This window comes from Dialister pneumosintes (assembly GCF_001717505.1).
Taxonomy (GTDB): domain Bacteria; phylum Bacillota; class Negativicutes; order Veillonellales; family Dialisteraceae; genus Allisonella; species Allisonella pneumosinta.
The window spans coordinates 717,948-736,817 of record NZ_CP017037.1; the positions used below are offsets into that span (position 1 = coordinate 717,948).

General features: G+C 35.7%; 18 protein-coding genes and 5 tRNA genes. 6 read left to right on the plus strand and 17 right to left on the minus strand.

The genetic code is table 11. From position 1 onward, the window contains the following. Positions 1-6 precede the first annotated feature (6 nt). The 9 genes from rseP to rpsB all read right to left on the minus strand — a co-directional run bounded on the left by rseP (position 7) and on the right by rpsB (position 6,744). Positions 7-1,029: an RIP metalloprotease RseP gene (gene rseP, locus BCB69_RS03540; RefSeq protein ID WP_022513816.1), complete on the minus strand. Its 1,023-nt coding sequence runs from the start codon at positions 1,027-1,029 to the stop codon at positions 7-9. Next, positions 1,026-2,186: a 1-deoxy-D-xylulose-5-phosphate reductoisomerase gene (locus BCB69_RS03545; RefSeq protein WP_069177020.1), complete on the minus strand. Its 1,161-nt coding sequence runs from the start codon at positions 2,184-2,186 to the stop codon at positions 1,026-1,028. Before BCB69_RS03545 ends, rseP begins: the two co-directional genes overlap by 4 nt. Positions 2,187-2,197: 11 nt before the next feature. Next, a complete protein-coding gene (locus tag BCB69_RS03550) occupies positions 2,198-3,013 on the minus strand; it encodes a phosphatidate cytidylyltransferase (protein ID WP_069177021.1) in 816 nt (271 codons plus the stop codon). Continuing rightward, positions 3,010-3,735, minus strand: a complete 726-nt coding sequence (locus BCB69_RS03555) for an isoprenyl transferase (RefSeq protein ID WP_236887168.1) — start codon at positions 3,733-3,735, stop codon at positions 3,010-3,012. Before BCB69_RS03555 ends, BCB69_RS03550 begins: the two co-directional genes overlap by 4 nt. Continuing rightward, the gene (locus BCB69_RS03560) at positions 3,692-3,970 is read right to left on the minus strand and encodes a hypothetical protein (RefSeq protein ID WP_022513812.1); all 279 of its coding nucleotides are present in this window, start codon (positions 3,968-3,970) and stop codon (positions 3,692-3,694) included. The genes BCB69_RS03555 and BCB69_RS03560 overlap by 44 nt, the downstream gene beginning before the upstream one ends. Continuing rightward, positions 3,970-4,527, minus strand: coding sequence for a ribosome recycling factor (frr, locus tag BCB69_RS03565; protein WP_022513811.1), 558 nt, complete (start codon positions 4,525-4,527; stop codon positions 3,970-3,972). The genes BCB69_RS03560 and frr overlap by 1 nt, the downstream gene beginning before the upstream one ends. Before the next feature lie 5 nt (positions 4,528-4,532). After that, a complete protein-coding gene (pyrH, locus tag BCB69_RS03570) occupies positions 4,533-5,228 on the minus strand; it encodes a UMP kinase (RefSeq protein WP_069177401.1) in 696 nt (231 codons plus the stop codon). Positions 5,229-5,321: 93 nt separating this feature from the next. Further along, the gene (gene tsf / locus BCB69_RS03575; RefSeq protein ID WP_022513809.1) at positions 5,322-5,969 is read right to left on the minus strand and encodes a translation elongation factor Ts; all 648 of its coding nucleotides are present in this window, start codon (positions 5,967-5,969) and stop codon (positions 5,322-5,324) included. 37 nt (positions 5,970-6,006) lie between these two features. Beyond that, a complete protein-coding gene (gene rpsB / locus BCB69_RS03580) occupies positions 6,007-6,744 on the minus strand; it encodes a 30S ribosomal protein S2 (RefSeq protein ID WP_069177402.1) in 738 nt (245 codons plus the stop codon). Between the two features lie 240 nt (positions 6,745-6,984). Here rpsB and BCB69_RS03585 point away from each other — a divergent pair, with 240 nt between their 5' ends. Beyond that, the gene (locus tag BCB69_RS03585; RefSeq protein WP_069177023.1) at positions 6,985-8,082 is read left to right on the plus strand and encodes an acyltransferase; all 1,098 of its coding nucleotides are present in this window, start codon (positions 6,985-6,987) and stop codon (positions 8,080-8,082) included. Positions 8,083-8,164: 82 nt separating this feature from the next. Here BCB69_RS03585 and BCB69_RS03590 read toward each other — a convergent pair whose 3' ends face one another. The 8 genes from BCB69_RS03590 to BCB69_RS03625 form a co-directional block, all read right to left on the minus strand. Then, positions 8,165-11,179, minus strand: a complete 3,015-nt coding sequence (locus BCB69_RS03590; RefSeq protein WP_069177024.1) for an AAA family ATPase — start codon at positions 11,177-11,179, stop codon at positions 8,165-8,167. Then, entirely contained in the window at positions 11,166-12,443 is a 1,278-nt protein-coding gene (locus tag BCB69_RS03595; protein ID WP_022513805.1) for a metallophosphoesterase family protein, read from the minus strand. Before BCB69_RS03595 ends, BCB69_RS03590 begins: the two co-directional genes overlap by 14 nt. Before the next feature lie 193 nt (positions 12,444-12,636). Next, positions 12,637-12,903 (minus strand): DUF1292 domain-containing protein, encoded by a 267-nt coding sequence (locus BCB69_RS03600; RefSeq protein ID WP_022513804.1) that lies wholly within the window; start codon positions 12,901-12,903, stop codon positions 12,637-12,639. Continuing rightward, complete coding sequence (ruvX, locus tag BCB69_RS03605; RefSeq protein ID WP_022513803.1) at positions 12,896-13,336, minus strand: Holliday junction resolvase RuvX; 441 nt, start codon at positions 13,334-13,336, stop codon at positions 12,896-12,898. The genes BCB69_RS03600 and ruvX overlap by 8 nt, the downstream gene beginning before the upstream one ends. Positions 13,337-13,339: 3 nt before the next feature. Further along, entirely contained in the window at positions 13,340-13,606 is a 267-nt protein-coding gene (locus tag BCB69_RS03610) for an IreB family regulatory phosphoprotein (protein ID WP_022513802.1), read from the minus strand. 12 nt (positions 13,607-13,618) lie between these two features. Continuing rightward, on the minus strand, positions 13,619-16,225 hold the full coding sequence (alaS, locus tag BCB69_RS03615) for an alanine--tRNA ligase (protein WP_069177025.1): 2,607 nt from the start codon (positions 16,223-16,225) through the stop codon (positions 13,619-13,621). A 194-nt stretch (positions 16,226-16,419) separates the two neighbouring features. Next, the gene (locus BCB69_RS03620; RefSeq protein WP_022513800.1) at positions 16,420-17,199 is read right to left on the minus strand and encodes a nitrilase-related carbon-nitrogen hydrolase; all 780 of its coding nucleotides are present in this window, start codon (positions 17,197-17,199) and stop codon (positions 16,420-16,422) included. Positions 17,200-17,271: 72 nt separating this feature from the next. Further along, positions 17,272-18,057, minus strand: coding sequence for a C40 family peptidase (locus tag BCB69_RS03625; protein WP_069177026.1), 786 nt, complete (start codon positions 18,055-18,057; stop codon positions 17,272-17,274). 301 nt (positions 18,058-18,358) lie between these two features. On the opposite strand from BCB69_RS03625, the gene BCB69_RS03630 reads away from it, so the two are divergent. The 5 genes from BCB69_RS03630 to BCB69_RS03650 all read left to right on the plus strand — a co-directional run bounded on the left by BCB69_RS03630 (position 18,359) and on the right by BCB69_RS03650 (position 18,801). Next, a tRNA-Asp gene (locus BCB69_RS03630) sits at positions 18,359-18,435 on the plus strand. A 3-nt stretch (positions 18,436-18,438) separates the two neighbouring features. Next, positions 18,439-18,513 (plus strand) — tRNA-Gly (locus tag BCB69_RS03635). A gap of 5 nt (positions 18,514-18,518) precedes the next feature. Next, positions 18,519-18,592 (plus strand) — tRNA-Cys (locus BCB69_RS03640). Positions 18,593-18,620: 28 nt separating this feature from the next. Next, positions 18,621-18,695, plus strand: a tRNA-Cys gene (locus BCB69_RS03645). A 17-nt stretch (positions 18,696-18,712) separates the two neighbouring features. Next, positions 18,713-18,801: transfer RNA gene (locus BCB69_RS03650), tRNA-Leu, on the plus strand. The last annotated feature ends 69 nt before the right edge of the window (positions 18,802-18,870 follow it).

The window sequence follows — 18,870 nt, forward strand, 5'->3', positions numbered from 1 at the left end:
TCTGTACTATTTAAATAGTGCAGTTATGTCATTTATAGTTGCATAAAGAAAAAGACCACCTAAAATAAATATCCCGGTACATTGAATATAGAATAACACTTTATTAGGTAACGGTTTTCTACAAATACCTTCTAATATAGTCAATAAAAGCAAACCGCCATCCAATAACGGAATGGGTAATAAATTTAAAAAGCCAAGGTTTAAACTTAATATCGCAACAAACATTAATAAAGGTATCATACCATGATTAGCTATAGTTCCCGCTAATCTTGCAACACCGATAGGCCCTGCCACTTGAGCGGTATTATTTCCTAAGATCATAGAAGATAAGCCTTCCCCTATAGCAATAAAATCCTTAATACATTTCTCAAAACCCAATTGTATCGCTTGACTTAATGTAACAGATTGTTTCTCCAATTGTGGAGAAATCCCTAAAACTGCTCGTTCATCTCGTATTTCCGGAATAATTGTTATTGCTTTTTCTATGCCATCTCTTACAATGAATATTTCCAAAACTGTATTTTCTTTTCCCTGCAATATTCCTAATATATCTGACCATTTAGCAATCTTATGGTTATCTATAGAAGTAATAACATCACCCACTTGTAATCCTGATTTTAAAGCAGGCGAATCCGTTGCTATGGCACCAATAATAGGCTTATCAGGAAATGTTTCAACCCCTGTAGACCAAATAATTCCTGAAAAAATAATAAAAGCTAATGCAATATTACAAATAGCCCCCGCACTAATAACTAATAAGCGTTGCCACACCTGTCGGTTCGAAAAAGCTCTTGGGTCTTCTGTATATTCTCGATCCATTCCCATAATTTTATTAAACCCGCCCAAAGGAAAGATTCGAAAAGAATACAAAGTTTCTCCTTTTTTGATTGACCAAAGTACAGGACCAAAACCTACAGCAAATTCTTCTACCTTCATGCCTGTCAACTTTGCAGTTATAAAATGACCCCATTCATGTACAATCACTATAACAGCAAATACAATAATGGGTGCAATAAATGTATATATCATAATTCTACTTTCTTTATTATATCGGTTGCCAAAAAACGTGCCTTAGTATCTGCAACCATAATATCCTCAACATTGGTAACACGATTTCGTTGCCAACCGGATAAAACTTCTTCCGTGACATCAAAAATAGATAAAAATGAAATTCTTCCATGAATAAAAGCGTTAACGGCTTCTTCATTAGCTGCATTAAATGCAACAGTAACATCTCCACCGGATTTGCCTGATTCGTAAGCAAATTGTAAAGAACGAAATACTTTTAAATCAGGTTTTGCAATTTTTATAGCATCAAATATTGACCAATCAATAAATTCTTTTGACGGGCTTACCAATCGATGAGGATAAGTAAGTGCAAACTGAATCGGCAATCGCATATCGGGATTTCCAATTTGTGCAATTATCGAACCATCTTTAAATTCAACCATAGAGTGTATTAAACTTTGAGGTTGCACCAACACATCAATCTGATCATAGTGGATATTAAATAACCAATGAGCTTCTATCACTTCTAACCCTTTATTAAACATAGTTGCAGAATCAATGGTTACTTTTTGTCCCATATTCCATGTGGGATGTTTCATCGCATCTTGTAAAGTCACATATTGTAAATCTTCTTCTTTCTTCCCGAAAAAAGGTCCTCCTGATGCCGTTAATATCAATTTATGTACAGCTTTTTTATCTTGTCCTAATAAACACTGGAAAATAGCACTATGTTCACTATCTATAGGCCGAATCATGACTCCATGCTTTTTAGCAGCGGCTGTGACCAGTTCTCCACCTACCACTAATGTTTCTTTATTAGCTAAAGCCAATTCTTTTCCGGACTTTATAGCTGTTAAAGTAGGAAGTAAACCTGCTATCCCGATAACCGATACTACCACTAAATCAATTTCAGATACTTTTACCACTTCACAAAGAGAATCTTCCCCGTCAAGTATTTGTGAATCTCCATCATAAATATATCTAAAAGCATCGGCTTTTGCTTTATCTGTAATAACAATATATTGAGGTTTAAACTCTTTAGCTTGTTCCAGTAACAGTTCAATATTACTTCGTGCAGCTAATACATGTATATGAAATAAATCTTTATGAAGTCGTATAACTTCTAAAGTTTGTATACCAATGGAACCCGTACTTCCTAAAACAGCTATTTCTTTCATAATAGCTCCTTTTATATATGACTAACTATAATGAGAAAAGTAACCATAGTAGGTGCTACAAAAAACAAACTGTCAAAACGATCTAATACTCCACCATGCCCCGGTAATAAATGACCGGAATCTTTCACTCCACAAACGCGTTTCATATAAGATTCAAATAAATCTCCAATAGGAGCCATAATCGAAAGCAAGCTACTCAAAATAACACTGTGTATCAAAGAATATCCCACTCCCCATGAAAAAACAACTCCTAACAAAATAGTTCCTATAACACCGCCTATTAATCCTTCTACTGTTTTATTTGGAGAAATTTGTGGAGCTAAAGAGGTTCTTCCCCATCGACTTCCTACTAAATAGGCAAAAGAGTCACTTGCCCAAGTACTGATAAATGCAAATAAGATCAAAAAGATACCACTGTGAATACTTACTAAATTTTGTGGAATCAAACCACTTACTCCACGTAACAAAACTAAAGATCCTACACCAATTCCAATATATAAGCTTCCAATCACAGTGTAAAACAAAGATTGCATATCTTCATATCCGGCACGTAAAGTAACTAAAAATAAAGCAATAAAACATCCGGATGTAATCGCATAAAAAAGAGGAACAGAGTGAAAATTAGCAGAAATAATTATACAAAAAACAGCTAAATATGAGTATGTATCGTATAAAGTTATTCCTGCATTTTTTATCATTTGATAATATTCACGATACGCAAGTAATCCCATAGTTAAACAAGCAGCTGTAAATAGCCAGTTACCTGCCCATACTAAAAGCAGTATAGCAACAATGCCTATCACCGCAGTTATTACTCGCATTCTCATTGATTTATTTCCTCCACTAATCCACCATATCTACGTTCACGATTGCTAAACCATATAATAGCGGCTTTAAAATCTTCAACAGTAAAATCCGGCCACAAAGTAGGTGTAAAGTATAATTCTCCATAAGAAATTTGCCATAACAAGAAATTAGAAATACGAGATTCTCCACCGGTTCTAATCATTAAATCTACATCATCTGATGAAGAAGGATACAAATGACTACGAATTGTATCTAAATCAATTTGCTTAGCGGACAATACACCGTTTTCCACTTCTGAAGCTATAGATTGAACCGCTTGTAATATTTCTTGTCTACCGCCATAATTAATAGCTATATTCAGAATTACACCTGTATTTTCTCTAGTTTCTTCTTCACAATCCTTAATATTTTGTTGCAAGCTTTCTGATAAAGCAGAAATATCTCCTACAATATGAAGCTGTACATTATCATTAACTAACGCTCTCAATTCATTCATTAAGTAGTTATTAAACAGCTTCATTAAAAATTGTACTTCTGTATTTGGTCGCTTCCAATTTTCTGTAGAAAAAGCATATAAAGTAATAACTTCAATACCCATTTCTCCTGCTGCCATTACGATATTCCTTACATTGGCAGCTCCGAACTTATGCCCATACGTTCGCACATGACCTCGTTTTTTAGCCCAACGACCATTTCCATCAAGAATGATTGCTACATGCTTCGGACACTTCTTTTTCTCCAACAAGGTTGCTCTCCTCACCATACATTTCTATAATTTTCTTTATAGCTTCTTTTCCATATGCCATTCTTGGCATAATTACTGCATTCTCGCCCATGCGTACTACATATTTAAAATTTCCTTCCAATGCAAAATGACGGCCACAGCTTTCTGAAATAGTCCCCTTAGGAAACTTTTCAGAAAACTGTATCCGCATTTCTTCATTCCATGGAAGCCCAAGTTCCATCTTATTTTTCATTATACAGACATTATTTCCTTAATCTTTTTATCAGTTACTTCTTCTACTTCTTTAATTTTCTTATCTGTTAATTTCTGAATATTTTCTTCTGCCTGTGTAATAATATCTTCAGAAACATCACTCTTCTTAGCTTCTTTCTTCATAAAATCATTACCATCACGACGAATATTACGAATGGCAACCTTAGCTTCTTCAGATTTTTTATTAACAACTTTTACCAATTCTTTTCTACGTTCTTCTGTTAACTGTGGAATAGCTAAACGAATTAAATTACCGTCATTCATTGGAGTAAGTCCTAAATCAGACTGTAAAATCGCTTTTTCAATCGCCTGCAATAAAGACTTGTCCCATGGCTGAATAACAATTAAACGTGCTTGAGGTACAGTTACAGATGCCACCTGTGTAATCGGAGTGCTGGAACCATAATAATCTACAAATACACGATCAAGCAAACTTGCGTTAGCTTGTCCGGTACGAACAGATGCAAATTCTGTATGTAAAGAACGAATAGACTTATCCATTTTTTCCGTTAATGCTTTTAATTCATTTTCATACATAATAATTATCTCCTCTCAATTAAAGTGCCTAAAGTTTCTCCAAAACAAGCTTTTTCAATATTCCCCGGAACATCAATATTGAACACTACAATAGGAATATTGTTATTCATACATAAAGTAATTGCTGTATTATCCATAACAGCCAATTCTTTTTGTAATACGTCATTATATGTTAGACGAGTAAACATAGTTGCATTCGGATTCAATTTCGGATCTGCATCATAAACCCCGTTAGTATGTTTTTTTGCCATCAACATAACATCTGCTTCTATTTCTGCAGAACGAAGTGCTGCTGTTGTATCTGTAGTAAAATACGGATTTCCCGTACCTGCTGCAAAAATCACAACACGCCCCTTTTCTAAGTGACGAATCGCACGTCTACGAATATAAGGTTCTGCTACCTGCCTCATTTCAATAGCCGTTTGTACACGAGTATCCACCCCATGTTTTTCCAATCCATCTTGAAGTGCTACAGAATTAATAACGGTAGCTAACATTCCCATATAATCAGCAGATGCCCTATCCATACCACCGGCACTACCTTTTAAACCTCTCCAAATGTTACCGCCACCCACAACTACTGCCACCTCAACACCAGTAGATGTTACTCGCTTGATTTCTTGGCAAAGACGATTAACAACTTCAGGATCAATGCCGAATCCTTTGTCATTTGCCAATGCTTCGCCGCTAAGCTTAAGCATTACTCTCTTATAATGTTTTTTATCAGCCAAAGTAATCCCCCCGCTTATAAAATAAGAGAACACGTGACATGTGTTCTCTTATTGAAATCAAAATTAATTATTAATCTGGTTCATAACTTCATCAGCAAAATTTTCTTGTTTCTTTTCAATACCTTCACCAAGCTGATAGCGAACAAAACGACGAATAGAAATCTTTTCGCCCATCTTTGCAATTGCTTCAAGAATAACTTCACTAATAACCTTATCGCCATCCTTAATGAAAGGCTGTTCGAGTAAGCATACTTCTGCAAAATATTTTTCTACACGACCTTCAACCATGCGATCGATAATCTTTTCCGGTTTACCTTCATTTAAAGCCTTCTGACGATATACTTCTTTTTCATGTGTAATAACGTCAGCTGGAACTTCTTCACGGCTTACATAAAGCGGATTAGATGCAGCAATTTGCATTGCAATATCCTTTACTAAAGCATGGAAACCTTCTGTTTGTGCCACGAAATCGGTTTCGCAGTTAACTTCTACGAGAACGCCGATACGCCCATTCCCATGAATATAAGAACTAACAATACCTTCTGCTGCAATACGCCCAGCTTTCTTTGCGGCTTTGGATAAACCTTTTTCACGAAGAATATCTACTGCTTTGTCCATATCACCGTTAGCTTCTGCTAATGCTTTTTTGCAATCCATCATACCAACGCCTGTACGTACACGCAGTTCCTTTACCATAGCTGCAGTAATCATTCTATAACCTCCATCATCACTAAAAGGGATTTATATATTATTCCTGTTCTGCTTCTACTTCTTCAGTAGCTACTTCAGCAACTTCTTCCTGCTGACCCTGACGACCTTCAAGAACTGCATCTGCAATCTTACCGGTCAAGAGTTTTACAGCACGGATAGCATCATCATTTGCCGGAATCGGGAAATCAACAACATCCGGATCACAGTTAGTATCAACGGTGGAAATTACCGGAATATTCAACTTATGTGCTTCCTTAACAGCAATTTCTTCCTTCTTGGAGTCAATAATGAAAATACAACCCGGTAACTTCTTCATATCCTTGATACCGCCAAGGTTCTTTTCAAGCTTCTGCAATTCACGTTGCATAAGCATTGCTTCTTTCTTTGTATACTGTTCAACAGTTCCATCTTCAAACATCTTTTCTAACTCTTTAAGACGTGCAATTCTTGTCTGAATAGTACGGAAATTTGTAAGCATACCACCCAACCAACGTTCATTTACATAGAACATATTACAGCGTTCTGCCTCTTCACGAATAGCATTCTGAGCCTGTTTCTTAGTTCCTACAAATAAAATAGGTTCACCCTTAGCTGCTACTTCACGAACAAATTCGTAAGCTTCTTCCACCTTCTGCACGGTTTTCTGTAAATCAATAATATAGATACCGTTACGTTCAGCAAAAATAAATCTAGCCATCTTTGGATTCCAACGACGGGTTTGATGACCAAAATGAACGCCTGCTTCTAATAATTGCTTCATGGATACAACTGACATAATAAAAACTCCTCCTGTTTTAACTTCTGACTGCATCCTCCTTCATATTCACCTATATGGCACAGATACAAAGTCCGCAGTCATGTATACTCATGCTTTTTTATTTTAGCAAAAGCAACATTTAAACGCAAGATATTTTATATGTAGCTTTTTACTTTTTATTATAATTCTTATCAGGTATACTACTTGATAGATAAACATATTATATAAAACTCTATCATTTAAGAAAGAAGGATTCTTTTGTCAGCTTATTCACCACAAACAACACCGGTAAATCAAAAAAAGAAAAAATTATTACATATTGAATTTTTACGAATAATTTGTATATGGCTTGTTATGTTTACACATACTGCCACCTCAGGCTTTTCTATCTACATTCCCATGCAGCACTCTATATGGTTTCCTTTATATTTACTGGTTCCTTTTATTGTAAAAATATCCGTGCCTATATTTTTTATGATTTCAGGGGCACTCTTATTACAAAAAGAAGAACCGATTTCTGTAGTTTTAAAAAAGAGAGTTTGGCGCTTTATACAAGTCCTTTTTATTTTTTCGTTTATTAGTTACCTTTGTGCCTATCGAAATTTAAATTTTATACATTTCATAAAATTACTATATACATCTCATCTAGCTACTGCTTATTATTTTTTATATATTTATCTCGGTTTTTTATTAATGCTCCCCATATGGAGGGCGTTAATAAAAAATATGACAAATACTCTCTATGTATACTTAATAGCACTTAATTTATTCTTTGTCGGATGTATTCCTATTTTTTCTTTCTTACTCTTCAAAGGTTCCGCTGAAATCAATTACTTTATCAATCCATTATTAGCAGTAAGTGAACCCACTTTTTACTTTTTAATAGGGTATTGGATAGAACATTTATTACCGCAAAAAGTATTAACAAAGAAAAATTTATGCAAATTAGGAATAGCTGCTGCTGCCGGCACTCTGTTGGCAGCTACTATGACTTGGTACCATGGAGTAGTAGCAGGAGGTTTAACAGAAGACATATCACAACGTTTTTATGATTCTTTCTTATTTTTAAATACATCATTTGTTTATTGTCTGGCACGTTGGTGGTTTTCTACACATACTGTTTCCGAGAACACACAACATCGACTGATTCTAATAGGAAACCTTTCGTTCGGAGTAATGCTTTTTGAGGAAATCACTCGCAATATTACACGCCCCTTCTTCACCTCGATATTACTTCGTTACATACCTCAGCTTCCTTTTATTGACGCAATCATTTGGATCTGTCTCGCTTTTGCTCTAGGACTGGCTATTACCTATCTATTAAAGAAAATTCCTTATTTTAAACATTTAATTTAATATAAAAACAGGTATCTCATATAAAGATACCTGTTTTCGATTGTTATAAACATTTTTCTATATCTATGATACAAAAAGTAAATTATAGATTATTGCTACTTGTATTAAAATCAGTAACTACTTGTCCTGACTGTAATCTAATGAATGCCCCTGTTTGTAATTCTTTTCCTACTTCCTGTGCAATCTCCATCGTACGTTTATGACAGGTAAATAAGAAAATTTGTTGTTCTTTCCCTAATTCCATCAAAAAACGTAAAGTTTGACGTTGTCTATCTTCATCAAATCGAACAAAAATATCATCCAATACGATAGGTAATGTTTCAACCTGTTTCCCAAATGCCAATGCCATTGCCAAACGTATAGAAAGGTAAACTTGATCTCCCGTTCCGGACGACCAAATTCTATCATTCTTTCTATTATGTGTTTTATCAACTAAAACAACGTCATCCCCTTCTTCATTGACTACTAAAGAGTATTTATTGGCAGTCATAGCTTGCAAAAATTCATTTGCCTGTTTTAATACGGCAGGACGTTTTCCTATTTCATATTTTTTCTGTGCTTGTGCAATTAAATAATCTGTATATTTATATTTCATCCAATCACACAACAACATTTGTAAATCACTTATAATTTCTTGCCGTTCTTGTAATTTTTTAGTAATCGACTCATCTTTAGCTAATCTAAAAATCTCATTTTCTAAAGCTCCCGCCTCTTTTTGCAAAGCAGCTAATTGTATGTCACCTTCTTCAATTTGCACTTTCAGCTGCTCGTAAGATGTCATCCAAGTATCATATTGTCCGGTTTGCAAAGATGTCCAAAGCTTATGATATTCTTCATCACTTCCTGCATAAAAACGGAGATCCTGTTTAATATTTGCCCAATCTTTTAATAACTGATCATGATGTTCATGAGCCGTAACTCTTTCTGCAAACTCTTCCGCAGTGGTTGCATGTACAAAATCCATAAGTGTTTGCATTTCTTTCTGACAAGTGTTCCAATCTTTCTCTATTTTTTTCATTTCAGATAAAAATACTTCATGTTGTTTGTTTTTCTCTGAAATACTCTGCCATTGCAAACTACGATTTCTATTTTCCTCATAAATTCCCGCAATAGTCTCCGGATGTACAGAAAGATTAACTCCTGTTACATTAATAATACAAATAGCACGCTCTTCAAATACTTGTAGTTGTTTCTTGTTCTTCTCTATCAGCGCATCAATAATTTTCCCTTTACCTTTGGATGCATAGATTTTTTGCCATTCTTCTTGCAACTGGCTTAATTTCTCTGCAGGTACAACAGGAAGTTTATTATGTGTTAGCCACTCTTCCCACCGGTTAATTGCTTCTGTTTTCGCTTTCTTTAAAAGCTCACCTTCTGCTTTCCATTGATTATGAGTTTCTTCTTGTTGCCTAATAGTTTCTTTTTTCCATGATAAAGCTTGTAAAGAAGCTTGTGTTTGATAAAAAGTACTTCTCATTTCTTGTAATACATTATGGAACGTCTGTAAATCTTCTTCAGATTCCGGTGCCTCTACCGGTAATTCGTCTACTATATTTTCCCTTTCTCCCGCAAGAGCAGATTGTGCATTAAGTGCTTTATGTAACTTATTATTTTTCAGTCTGGATATCATAGCATTTATAAATAAGAAAAATATACCTACACCTAAACATCCTGCTGCAATGTAAAGTGCTATCGTTCCGGAAAATGCCGCAAAAAACGCTCCTATACCAGCCGTAGCTACCATCAATAATACGAACCCCATCCAAAACCAAATCGTATATTTCTTTTCTGCTTCTTTTCTTAGAATAATTAAATTTTTTGATAAGTTGCTCTCTTCACGAATAAGTTCTTCTAAACGAATTGCATTATTTTCAAAAGCATTCCACTCTTTTTCATCAGTAATAATACCTTTATCTGTTTGTATATCCGGTAACTCTTCTATATGAGGTTCTCTTTGCTCCCAAAAGTGAAGCTCATTTTGTCTAATGCTTACCCCTTTAGCTAACAATCTACCATCTTCCCAATTAATGGATTTCCACTCTTCTGATGGATTAAGAGGCTCTCCCCATAAAGAAAGAGTATATCCTAAGTGACTATGCTCTTTACACCAAGCATCTCTTTGGTGTGATAAATCTTCTCCATCCAAAAGAGTTTGTTTCCATTGTCCTAAATCAACATAAAGCTGTTCCAACTCCTGTTCTAAGCCAACCCATGGAATAATCTGCTCTTTTTGCTTTGGTGTATAAGAGTCAATTTTCCCCTGCAATGCTTCTTTTTGCTCATGAATGACTTTCATTCGTCCCATAAGCTTATTCCATTGTTCTTTTCCATTAGAAGGAAACACTTTGACTTCTTTGCTCAAATCAAGTCCACGCTTAATTTCTTTTGCTTTCTTATAGTACTCCCATGCCCCTAAACGCTTTCCAAGTGCACGATAAGTATCCCTCTTATTTTTTAAGTCATTCTTAAGTGTCTTTAACTGTTCCGTCACTTCCGATTGTCTTTTTTGCAAGACTGCAAATTTCGTTTCTTGTGTAGATAAAAGAGAAATTTCCTGATCCAATTCTCTCTTTTTCAAAAGAAGCATATTAATTTTTCTTTTTCCTTGTAAAGAAGCAATTAACAAGTCTCCCATTTGTTTTTGCACTACTTCTTTAGCATCATTTAAATGATCGCCACCTTGCATCATGAAAAAACGACTTTTTACACTTTCGTCCGTCAATAAACGAGTCCCTTGTAAGTCTTCAAGTCCCACAGCAAATATATGTTCATACATAGAACGTGTTAAACCATGCCACCACAACTCCGGCAATTCCTCTGTATATTTTTCATTGGCAGCATCAATAAAACAAGTATCTTTTTCATGTCTAAAAAGACGATATGTATCTCCATTTGAACGAATAAAAGCCATATTCCCCTTACGGCCTTTCCAATTACCTCTGCTAAAACCGAATAACATATCACGTATAAAATGCAGTAAGGTTGTTTTTCCACTTTCATTCTGTCCCATAACCACTACCAATTGATTTTGCGGTGGTTTTATAGACACTTTTTTATAAATTCCATAATCTTCCAATTGCAGGTCAGTAATTTTCATCAATGTCCTCCAAAGAAATTCTTTCCGCACCTTCATTCTCTGCACCGGAAAAAGATTCTTTTATCATTTCTTCAGAAATATAATTCATAAGTTCAGGCATTTTCTTAAATTCTGCTGTTTCTGCAAGAACTTCTTTTAATACTTTTATCTTCTCTATATCCGGTAATTTCGCTACTGCATCATAGGAATGCAAATAATCCGCTAATATATCCGGCAATTTTCTTCTTTCTTCTAAATCTAATACAGGTTTAGTCCGATCAATAATTTGACTGAAATAAGCAAAAATATATCTAAACTGTTCTTTTGCATTGATAGCCTGTAAAATATATTCTCGTCCTTCTTCCGAGGAAATAATTTTATGAAGAGGGCCTCTTCCTATCAGTATAAGTCTTACAATATCAGGCCTTTCCGTTAATTCTTTAAAACTTGCCCGCTCTTTTAAAACCAATCCAATAAGTTCTTCTTGATTCTTAATCGATGAAATATCTATTGTCATATCCATCCATCGAATAGCATCTGTATCAATAAACTCCATATTCACAGTGCCGAAAGCACCTACATCAACAAAATAGCATCCTCTTGCTCCTTGCTCACGACTACTAAGTCCTTGTGTATTCCCGGGATATACTATATAAGGTTTTTCTTTCACAATTTGTTTAGTGTGCACATGTCCTAATGCCCAATAATCTATACCGGAAGATACAAGATCATCTATTGTACAAGGAGCATATGGACTTTCTGCATTTCCAACTTCAGTATGTAACATACCAATAGCAAAAACATCATCCGCCTGCTTGTGAAACTCTTTAGCAACATTCTCCTTATTATGCATAGTTTTATAACTTATTCCATATATAGTTGCTACTTTCTCTCCATTTATAAGAAGTGGTACAGAGGAAACTTTATCGCTTGCAAAAACATGTACGGATTCCGGTAACGGAATATCCGCCTTCCAAGCATCTTCCGCATCATGATTCCCATGCACAATAAAAACTTGAATACCGGCTTGTGCCGCACGATATAATTCTCGTCCAAAAGCCATCTGTGCAGCCAAACTATGATGATTACTATTATATATATCTCCGGATATGAGAATAGCATTGGCTCTCTTTTCCAGTGCTATATCAACTACACGTTCAAAGGCTTTAAATGTAGCTTTACCAATAGCCTCCGTCCATGGCCCGACTACACCGCTCCGTAACCCCTCAAAAGGTTCTCCTAAGTGAAGATCTGCACAATGGACAAAAGAAAAATGCTTACCCATATTTCCTCCTAAAAATAAAATTTTCTTTATTTTACCACAAACATTATTTCGGAAAGATGATTTTGTTAACATTTCTTAACCAAACTTATAAAATCTTCTTTTAATTTCATTATAATAAAAGATTTTCTAACCAATCATATATCCTCTTATTTGATAAATAAAAACACCTTTACCTAGGTAAAGGTGTTTTTATTTACATCTTCTCGTAAATAGATGCTACCGCCTCAAACTCGTCATCACTGGGAGCAATATATTCAGTTTCCCCCTGCTCATTGATAATCATTTTTGCAAGGATAATATCCGGTTCTTCCTCATCATTCATAGAATCAGGAATAGATACTAATACGGCAAAATGTTTTCCGGCAAAAGGAATAACTGCTTCTTCTACAAATTCTCTTTCAAATCCATCCGGATCGGTAACTACGACCGGAATGGATTCTCTATTTTTTTCATTAGTCATTCTGCTGACTCCTTTTTTGTATGCTCAATCGATCCAAATACCCTTGTAAAATAACCACCGCTGCCATTTTATCAATAACTTGTTTTCTTTTCTTCCTACTTACATCTGCTGCTATAAGTTCTTTTTCAGCCATGGCAGTAGTTAATCTTTCGTCCCAAAAATGATATGGAATATCAGGAAAAGCTGCTGCTAATTCTTGTGCAAATTCTTCTGTACGTTCTGCTCTTACACCTTTAGTACCATTCATATTGTATGGCATCCCCAAAACAAATTCTTCTACTTGATATTGGTTAGTAAGCTCACGAAGACGTGAAAAATCTTTTTCTCTCGTCGTATGACGGATTGTTTCGAGTCCTTGTGCCGTCCAACCAAATGGATCACTCACTGCAACCCCAATCGTTTGAGATCCTACATCTAATGCCATAATTCTCATTGATTACAACTCCCTATGTTTAACATAGAAACGAACCATTTCTTCAACCAATTCATCTCGCTCAATGCCGGAAATAATTTTTCTTGCATCATGAAGACTTGTTATATAAGTAGGTTCACCTGAAACAAGATATCCTACCAATTGTACTACCGGATTATGTCCCGCTTCTTTAAGGGCGGCAAACACTTCTTCTAAAACCATCGCAGCTTGTCTATTCTCAACATCATCCTGCTGATTACCAAGTAATATGGTCTTATCTGTTACTGACATAAATATCCCTCCTTAGTTAAGCATGCCGATAATAAGTTGTATCCCTTCTGCAATAGCTGCATCCAACTTAGATACATCTTTACCTCCGGCTTGTGCTTTATCTGGCTTACCACCGCCACCACCATTACAAATTTTAGCGGCAGCAGATACTACTTTCCCCATATGTACACCTTGTGCAACAGCATCTTTAGATGCCATACCTACAAAATTTACCTTATCACCACTTACGCAACCAAGAATAAAAGCTCCCTTATCTAACTTATCCTTTACCAAATCTGCTATTTTACGAAGTTCATTCATATCTTCGGCCTCTACAACAGCACCTAAATAAGCTACTCCGTTCTTTTCTTCCGCCTTTGCTAATAAATCTCCAATAGTATCTTTAGCATGTTTTGCCTTAAGTTTATCCATAGCCTGCTTTGCTTCTTTCAATGCTAACGATAACTTTTCTATTCTTTCGGTAATTTCTTCCGGTTTTCCTTTAAGCAAATAAGCTGCTCTATTTATTAATTGGCGATCTTTATCCATAGCGTCATAAGCTGCTAATCCGGTAATCGCCTCTATACGACGGATGCCTGAGCCGATACCACTTTCACTGACAATACGAAATGAACCGATTTCGCCTGTATTGGATACATGGCTACCACCACAAAGTTCAATACTGAAATCTTTTACAGACACGACACGAACTACATCTGCATATTTTTCGCCAAATAATGCCATAGCTCCCAGTTTCTTCGCCTCGACAATTGGCATAGTACAAAACTCTACAGGTGTCCCCTTAACAATTTCTTCATTAACCAAACGTTCCACTTCACACAACTGTTTAGCGGAAATCGCTTCCGGCCAAGTAAAATCAAAACGAAGTCTGTCGGGTAGAACTAAAGATCCCGCTTGATTAACCGTATTCCCTAAAACTTTACGTAATGCAGCTTGTAATAAATGGGTTCCTGTGTGATTGCGTGCCAGTGCATGTCTTCTTTCTCTATCAACAATCACATTAACAGACGAATTTAATTCAATAATACCTTCGCTCACTGTACCGATAACATAAGAAATTCCGTCCGGAAGAGTTCTACAATTTTCAACAGTAATAACACCTGATTTTCCGATAATACGACCGGTATCTCCTATCTGTCCGCCACCTTCTGCATGGAAAGGATTATTAGCTAAAATAACGGTTACTTCTTCTCCATCAGTTGCAGATTGAATTTCTTGTCCATTCTTCCCAAGAAGTACAACTTCTGTTTCCCCATCACAATCTTCGTATGTCAATCGAGAAGAATCCACTCCTGTTGTATCCGGAGTAACCACTTTCATAGATACTTTAGCACGTGCATTACGTGCACGTTCTTTTTGTTCATTCATAGAAGTAACAAATCCGTCTTTATCGATAGAAAGTCCCTGTTCTTGTGCAATTTCTTCCGTTAATTCCCAAGGAAATCCATAAGTATCATAAAGTTTAAATACATCCGCACCGGATAAGCTATCCTGTTTTTTCTTCTTCGCATCTTCCATAACTTCAGACAACAAATCCATGCCTGCATTTAAAGTTGATTGGAATCTTGCTTCTTCAACACTTGCAACTTTTTTAATGAAGCTTTGTTTCTCCAATAATTCCGGATAAGCAGGCTTCATCATAGCAATAACAACGTCAATCATTTGAGACATGAATTGTTCTTGAATTCCAATCAATTTTCCGAATCGAATGGCTCTACGCAATACTCGACGAAGAACATATCCACGTCCTTCGTTAGAAGGAAGTACGCCATCAGAAATAAGATTGGTAATTGCACGAGAATGATCCGCAATAACTTTTAAGGCAATATCGCCTTGCGGATTAACGCCATATTCTACTTTAGCCAATTTAGAAGCTTCTTGCATAATCGGGAAAAATAAGTCCGTTTCAAAATTATTTTTCTTATGTTGTAAAACAGCTGCCAATCGTTCAAGACCGGCACCGGTATCAATATTCTTCTTAGCCAAAGTTAAATAAGAACCATCTTTTTGTCTATCAAATTGACTGAATACCAAATTCCAAATTTCCAGGAAACGGTCTCCATCTCCCCCCATCTGATTGGCAGGGTCTGTACCGAATTCTTCCCCTTGATCATAGAATATTTCTGTATCCGGACCACAAGGACCTTCTCCAATTTCCCAAAAATTATCTTCTAATGCAAAAATATGATTTTCCGGTATTCCTATCATATTCTTCCAGTAATCATACGCTTCCTTATCTTTAGGATAAACAGTCACATATAATTTTTCTTTTTCTAACTTAACTACTTCCGTTAAAAATTCCCATGCCCAAGAAATAGCTTCTTTTTTAAAGTAATCTCCAAAAGAAAAATTTCCCAACATTTCAAAAAATGTATGATGTCGAGCCGTACGACCTACATTTTCAATATCCCCCGTACGAATACATTTTTGGCTGGTTGTAATACGATGACAAGGAGGCTCTACCTTTCCTGTAAAATATGGCTTAAGAGGTGCCATACCTGCTCCAATTAACAACAAACTGGGGTCATCTTTTGGAATTAATGAAAAGCTATCTAATTTTAAATGTCCTTTCGATTCAAAAAAAGATAGGTATTCTTTTCTAATATCATTGCCTTTCATACATAGCCTCCTGAATATCGATTATAAAAAAACAACTGCAACACAATCATGGATTGATATATTCAGGGACAGACACTTGAATTTACATATTATTTTGTAACTCAAATCAATCTCCGAACTCATTGTTTTATATTTTCTAAATTATATATGACTTAAACAGGTCATGCAAATAGATGTTTCCTGTATTCTATTACTTATCGAATGCCCCAATCCGGTTTATCAAGACAAATTACATTCCTCGTAGTAGCCAACTCTTTATATCGTGATGCTTCATATTCTCCATAATATATATGCTCTTTCATATCTCCTTCAAAAGAAGAATATCCCTCCGGATTAATAAACATACTATGTCCGCCAACCACAGCATCCTTATATTTCCCTACCATATTAACCGCGCAAACATATATTCCATTCTCTATAGCTCGAGCTTTAGCTAATACATTCCAATGTGCAATATGATTAGCAGGCCATGCCGCAGGTACAATAACTAGGGTAACTCCTTTGTTTGACATTTTTCTAAACATTTTATGAAAATACAATTCAAAACAAATTCCCATTCCGCACTGTATTCCATCAATTTCTGTCACCATCAATCGAGTTCCCGGTTTCATCAATTCATATTCAAGATACTCATGAAAAAGATGTCTCTTACTATAGCTTGCCTGTATCTCTCCTTTTTTATTAATAATAAAACCTGTGTTATAAATATGCTTCCCTTTTTTCATTGGCAATGTACCCGGAATTAAGGTAATTTGATGAAATTTTGCAAAATTACAAAGTCTTTCTATTAGAGAATCCCCTATCTGTACTGTTTTAGTTTCCAAATCATGAAAATTGTACCCAATTGTCCATAATTCAGGAAGAACCACCATATCTGAAGAACTAGCAGCTTCTTCCATAAGTTTAAAACCATGAGAAATGTTGTATTCTACATTTCCCGCTGCCGCCTCCATTTGAATCATTCCTATTTTCACCTATGGCTCCTAGTTATAAAAACAAGAATGGAGGGATTTCCCCTCCATTAACAATGCCTGTAACAACAACTATCATAAAATTCTTTTAGCGCCTATATATCGTTCAAACCAATAACCGCTTTTCATATCTGAAACTATAATTCCTTTACTGGTTGTAGCACTAATAAAATCGCCATTACCAACATAGATTCCTGAGTGAGATACCCCTTCCGTATAAGTAGAGAAAAACACTAAATCTCCCGGTTCCAAAGAGTTTATAGGAACATATTTACCTTTACTATACTGTTCATCTGCCGAGCGAGGAAGTTTTATCCCTTGACGATTAAATACATATTGTATAAATCCGGAACAATCAAATCCATTCACATCTGTTCCACCGAATCGATAAGGAATTCCGATATATTTCTTAGCCTCATTCATTATTCCTTGTTCTTTTCCCGTCAATGTATACGTCTTATTCCAATTAATATGTTCTAAATGATTTTTATTTGATTCTTTTTTCTTATTTTCTTTATTACCTTTAGATTTTGACTCTACTTTTACCGGTGTATGCCTTCCATTTGCCTTACTTCCTGATTTTATAGTAGGCATAGTTCGTCCGGTTAATTCTCTATATGTTTCGTCTCCAACAACACCGTCTACTGTTAATTTCTTATTTTTTTGAAATAGTTTAACCGCTCGAGCCGTACCTTGACCATAGACTCCGTCTATAGTCACATCATAACCCGCTTTGATGAGACGTTGTTGAAGCATTCTCACTTCATTACCTTGATCTCCAACAAAATAATCTGCATATCCTATACTAAATAATCCGACAGCAATAATTCCTGTTGTCAAAAGTGCTTTTAATATTTTCATACCATCAGCCCCGCTATAGTAAACCTATCTATATGTTATTTGTTATATTACTATACTCCGTCCATCAAGTAATGTAATATAAAGTTTATATAATCTCAATAAATAGTATAACCATTCTCATTTATTTTATCATAAATTTAATTTTTATTCTATAAAATGCCTATAAATCAAGCAAATTACAACTTATCTACTCCACTTCCATAAAAGGAACATAAGTAAATCCTATCATTATTTTGTTTCTTATAATTATTTATATGCTTGACAAATGATTACTTCATCGATATACTTATGTAGTAATTACGGCCCGGTGGTGTAGTGGTCTAACATGTCGCCCTGTCACGGCGAAGATCGTCAGTTCAAATCTGATCCGGGTCGCCATTTGCGGAAGTAGCTCAGTGGTAGAGCACGACCTTGCCAAGGTCGGGGTCGCGGGTTCAACCCCCGTCTTCCGCTCCATACGAGGCGGCATAGCCAAGTGGTAAGGCAGAGGTCTGCAAAACCTTTACCCCCAGTTCGAATCTGGGTGCCGCCTCCATCTATTAATGAATTTGTTAATCACGTATGGCGGCATAGCCAAGTGGTAAGGCGAAGATCCGCAAGATCTTGACCCCCTAGTTCAAATCTGGGTGCCGCCTCCACTTTATCAAATTCACATGCCGGGGTGGCGGAACTGGCAGACGCAAGGGACTTAAAATCCCTCGAATCGAGAGATTCGTACCGGTTCGATTCCGGTCCTCGGCACCAAAATCGAAGAAAAGACCATGGATATTATCCATGGTCTTTTCTATTTTTATTTATATAACAAAACAAAAA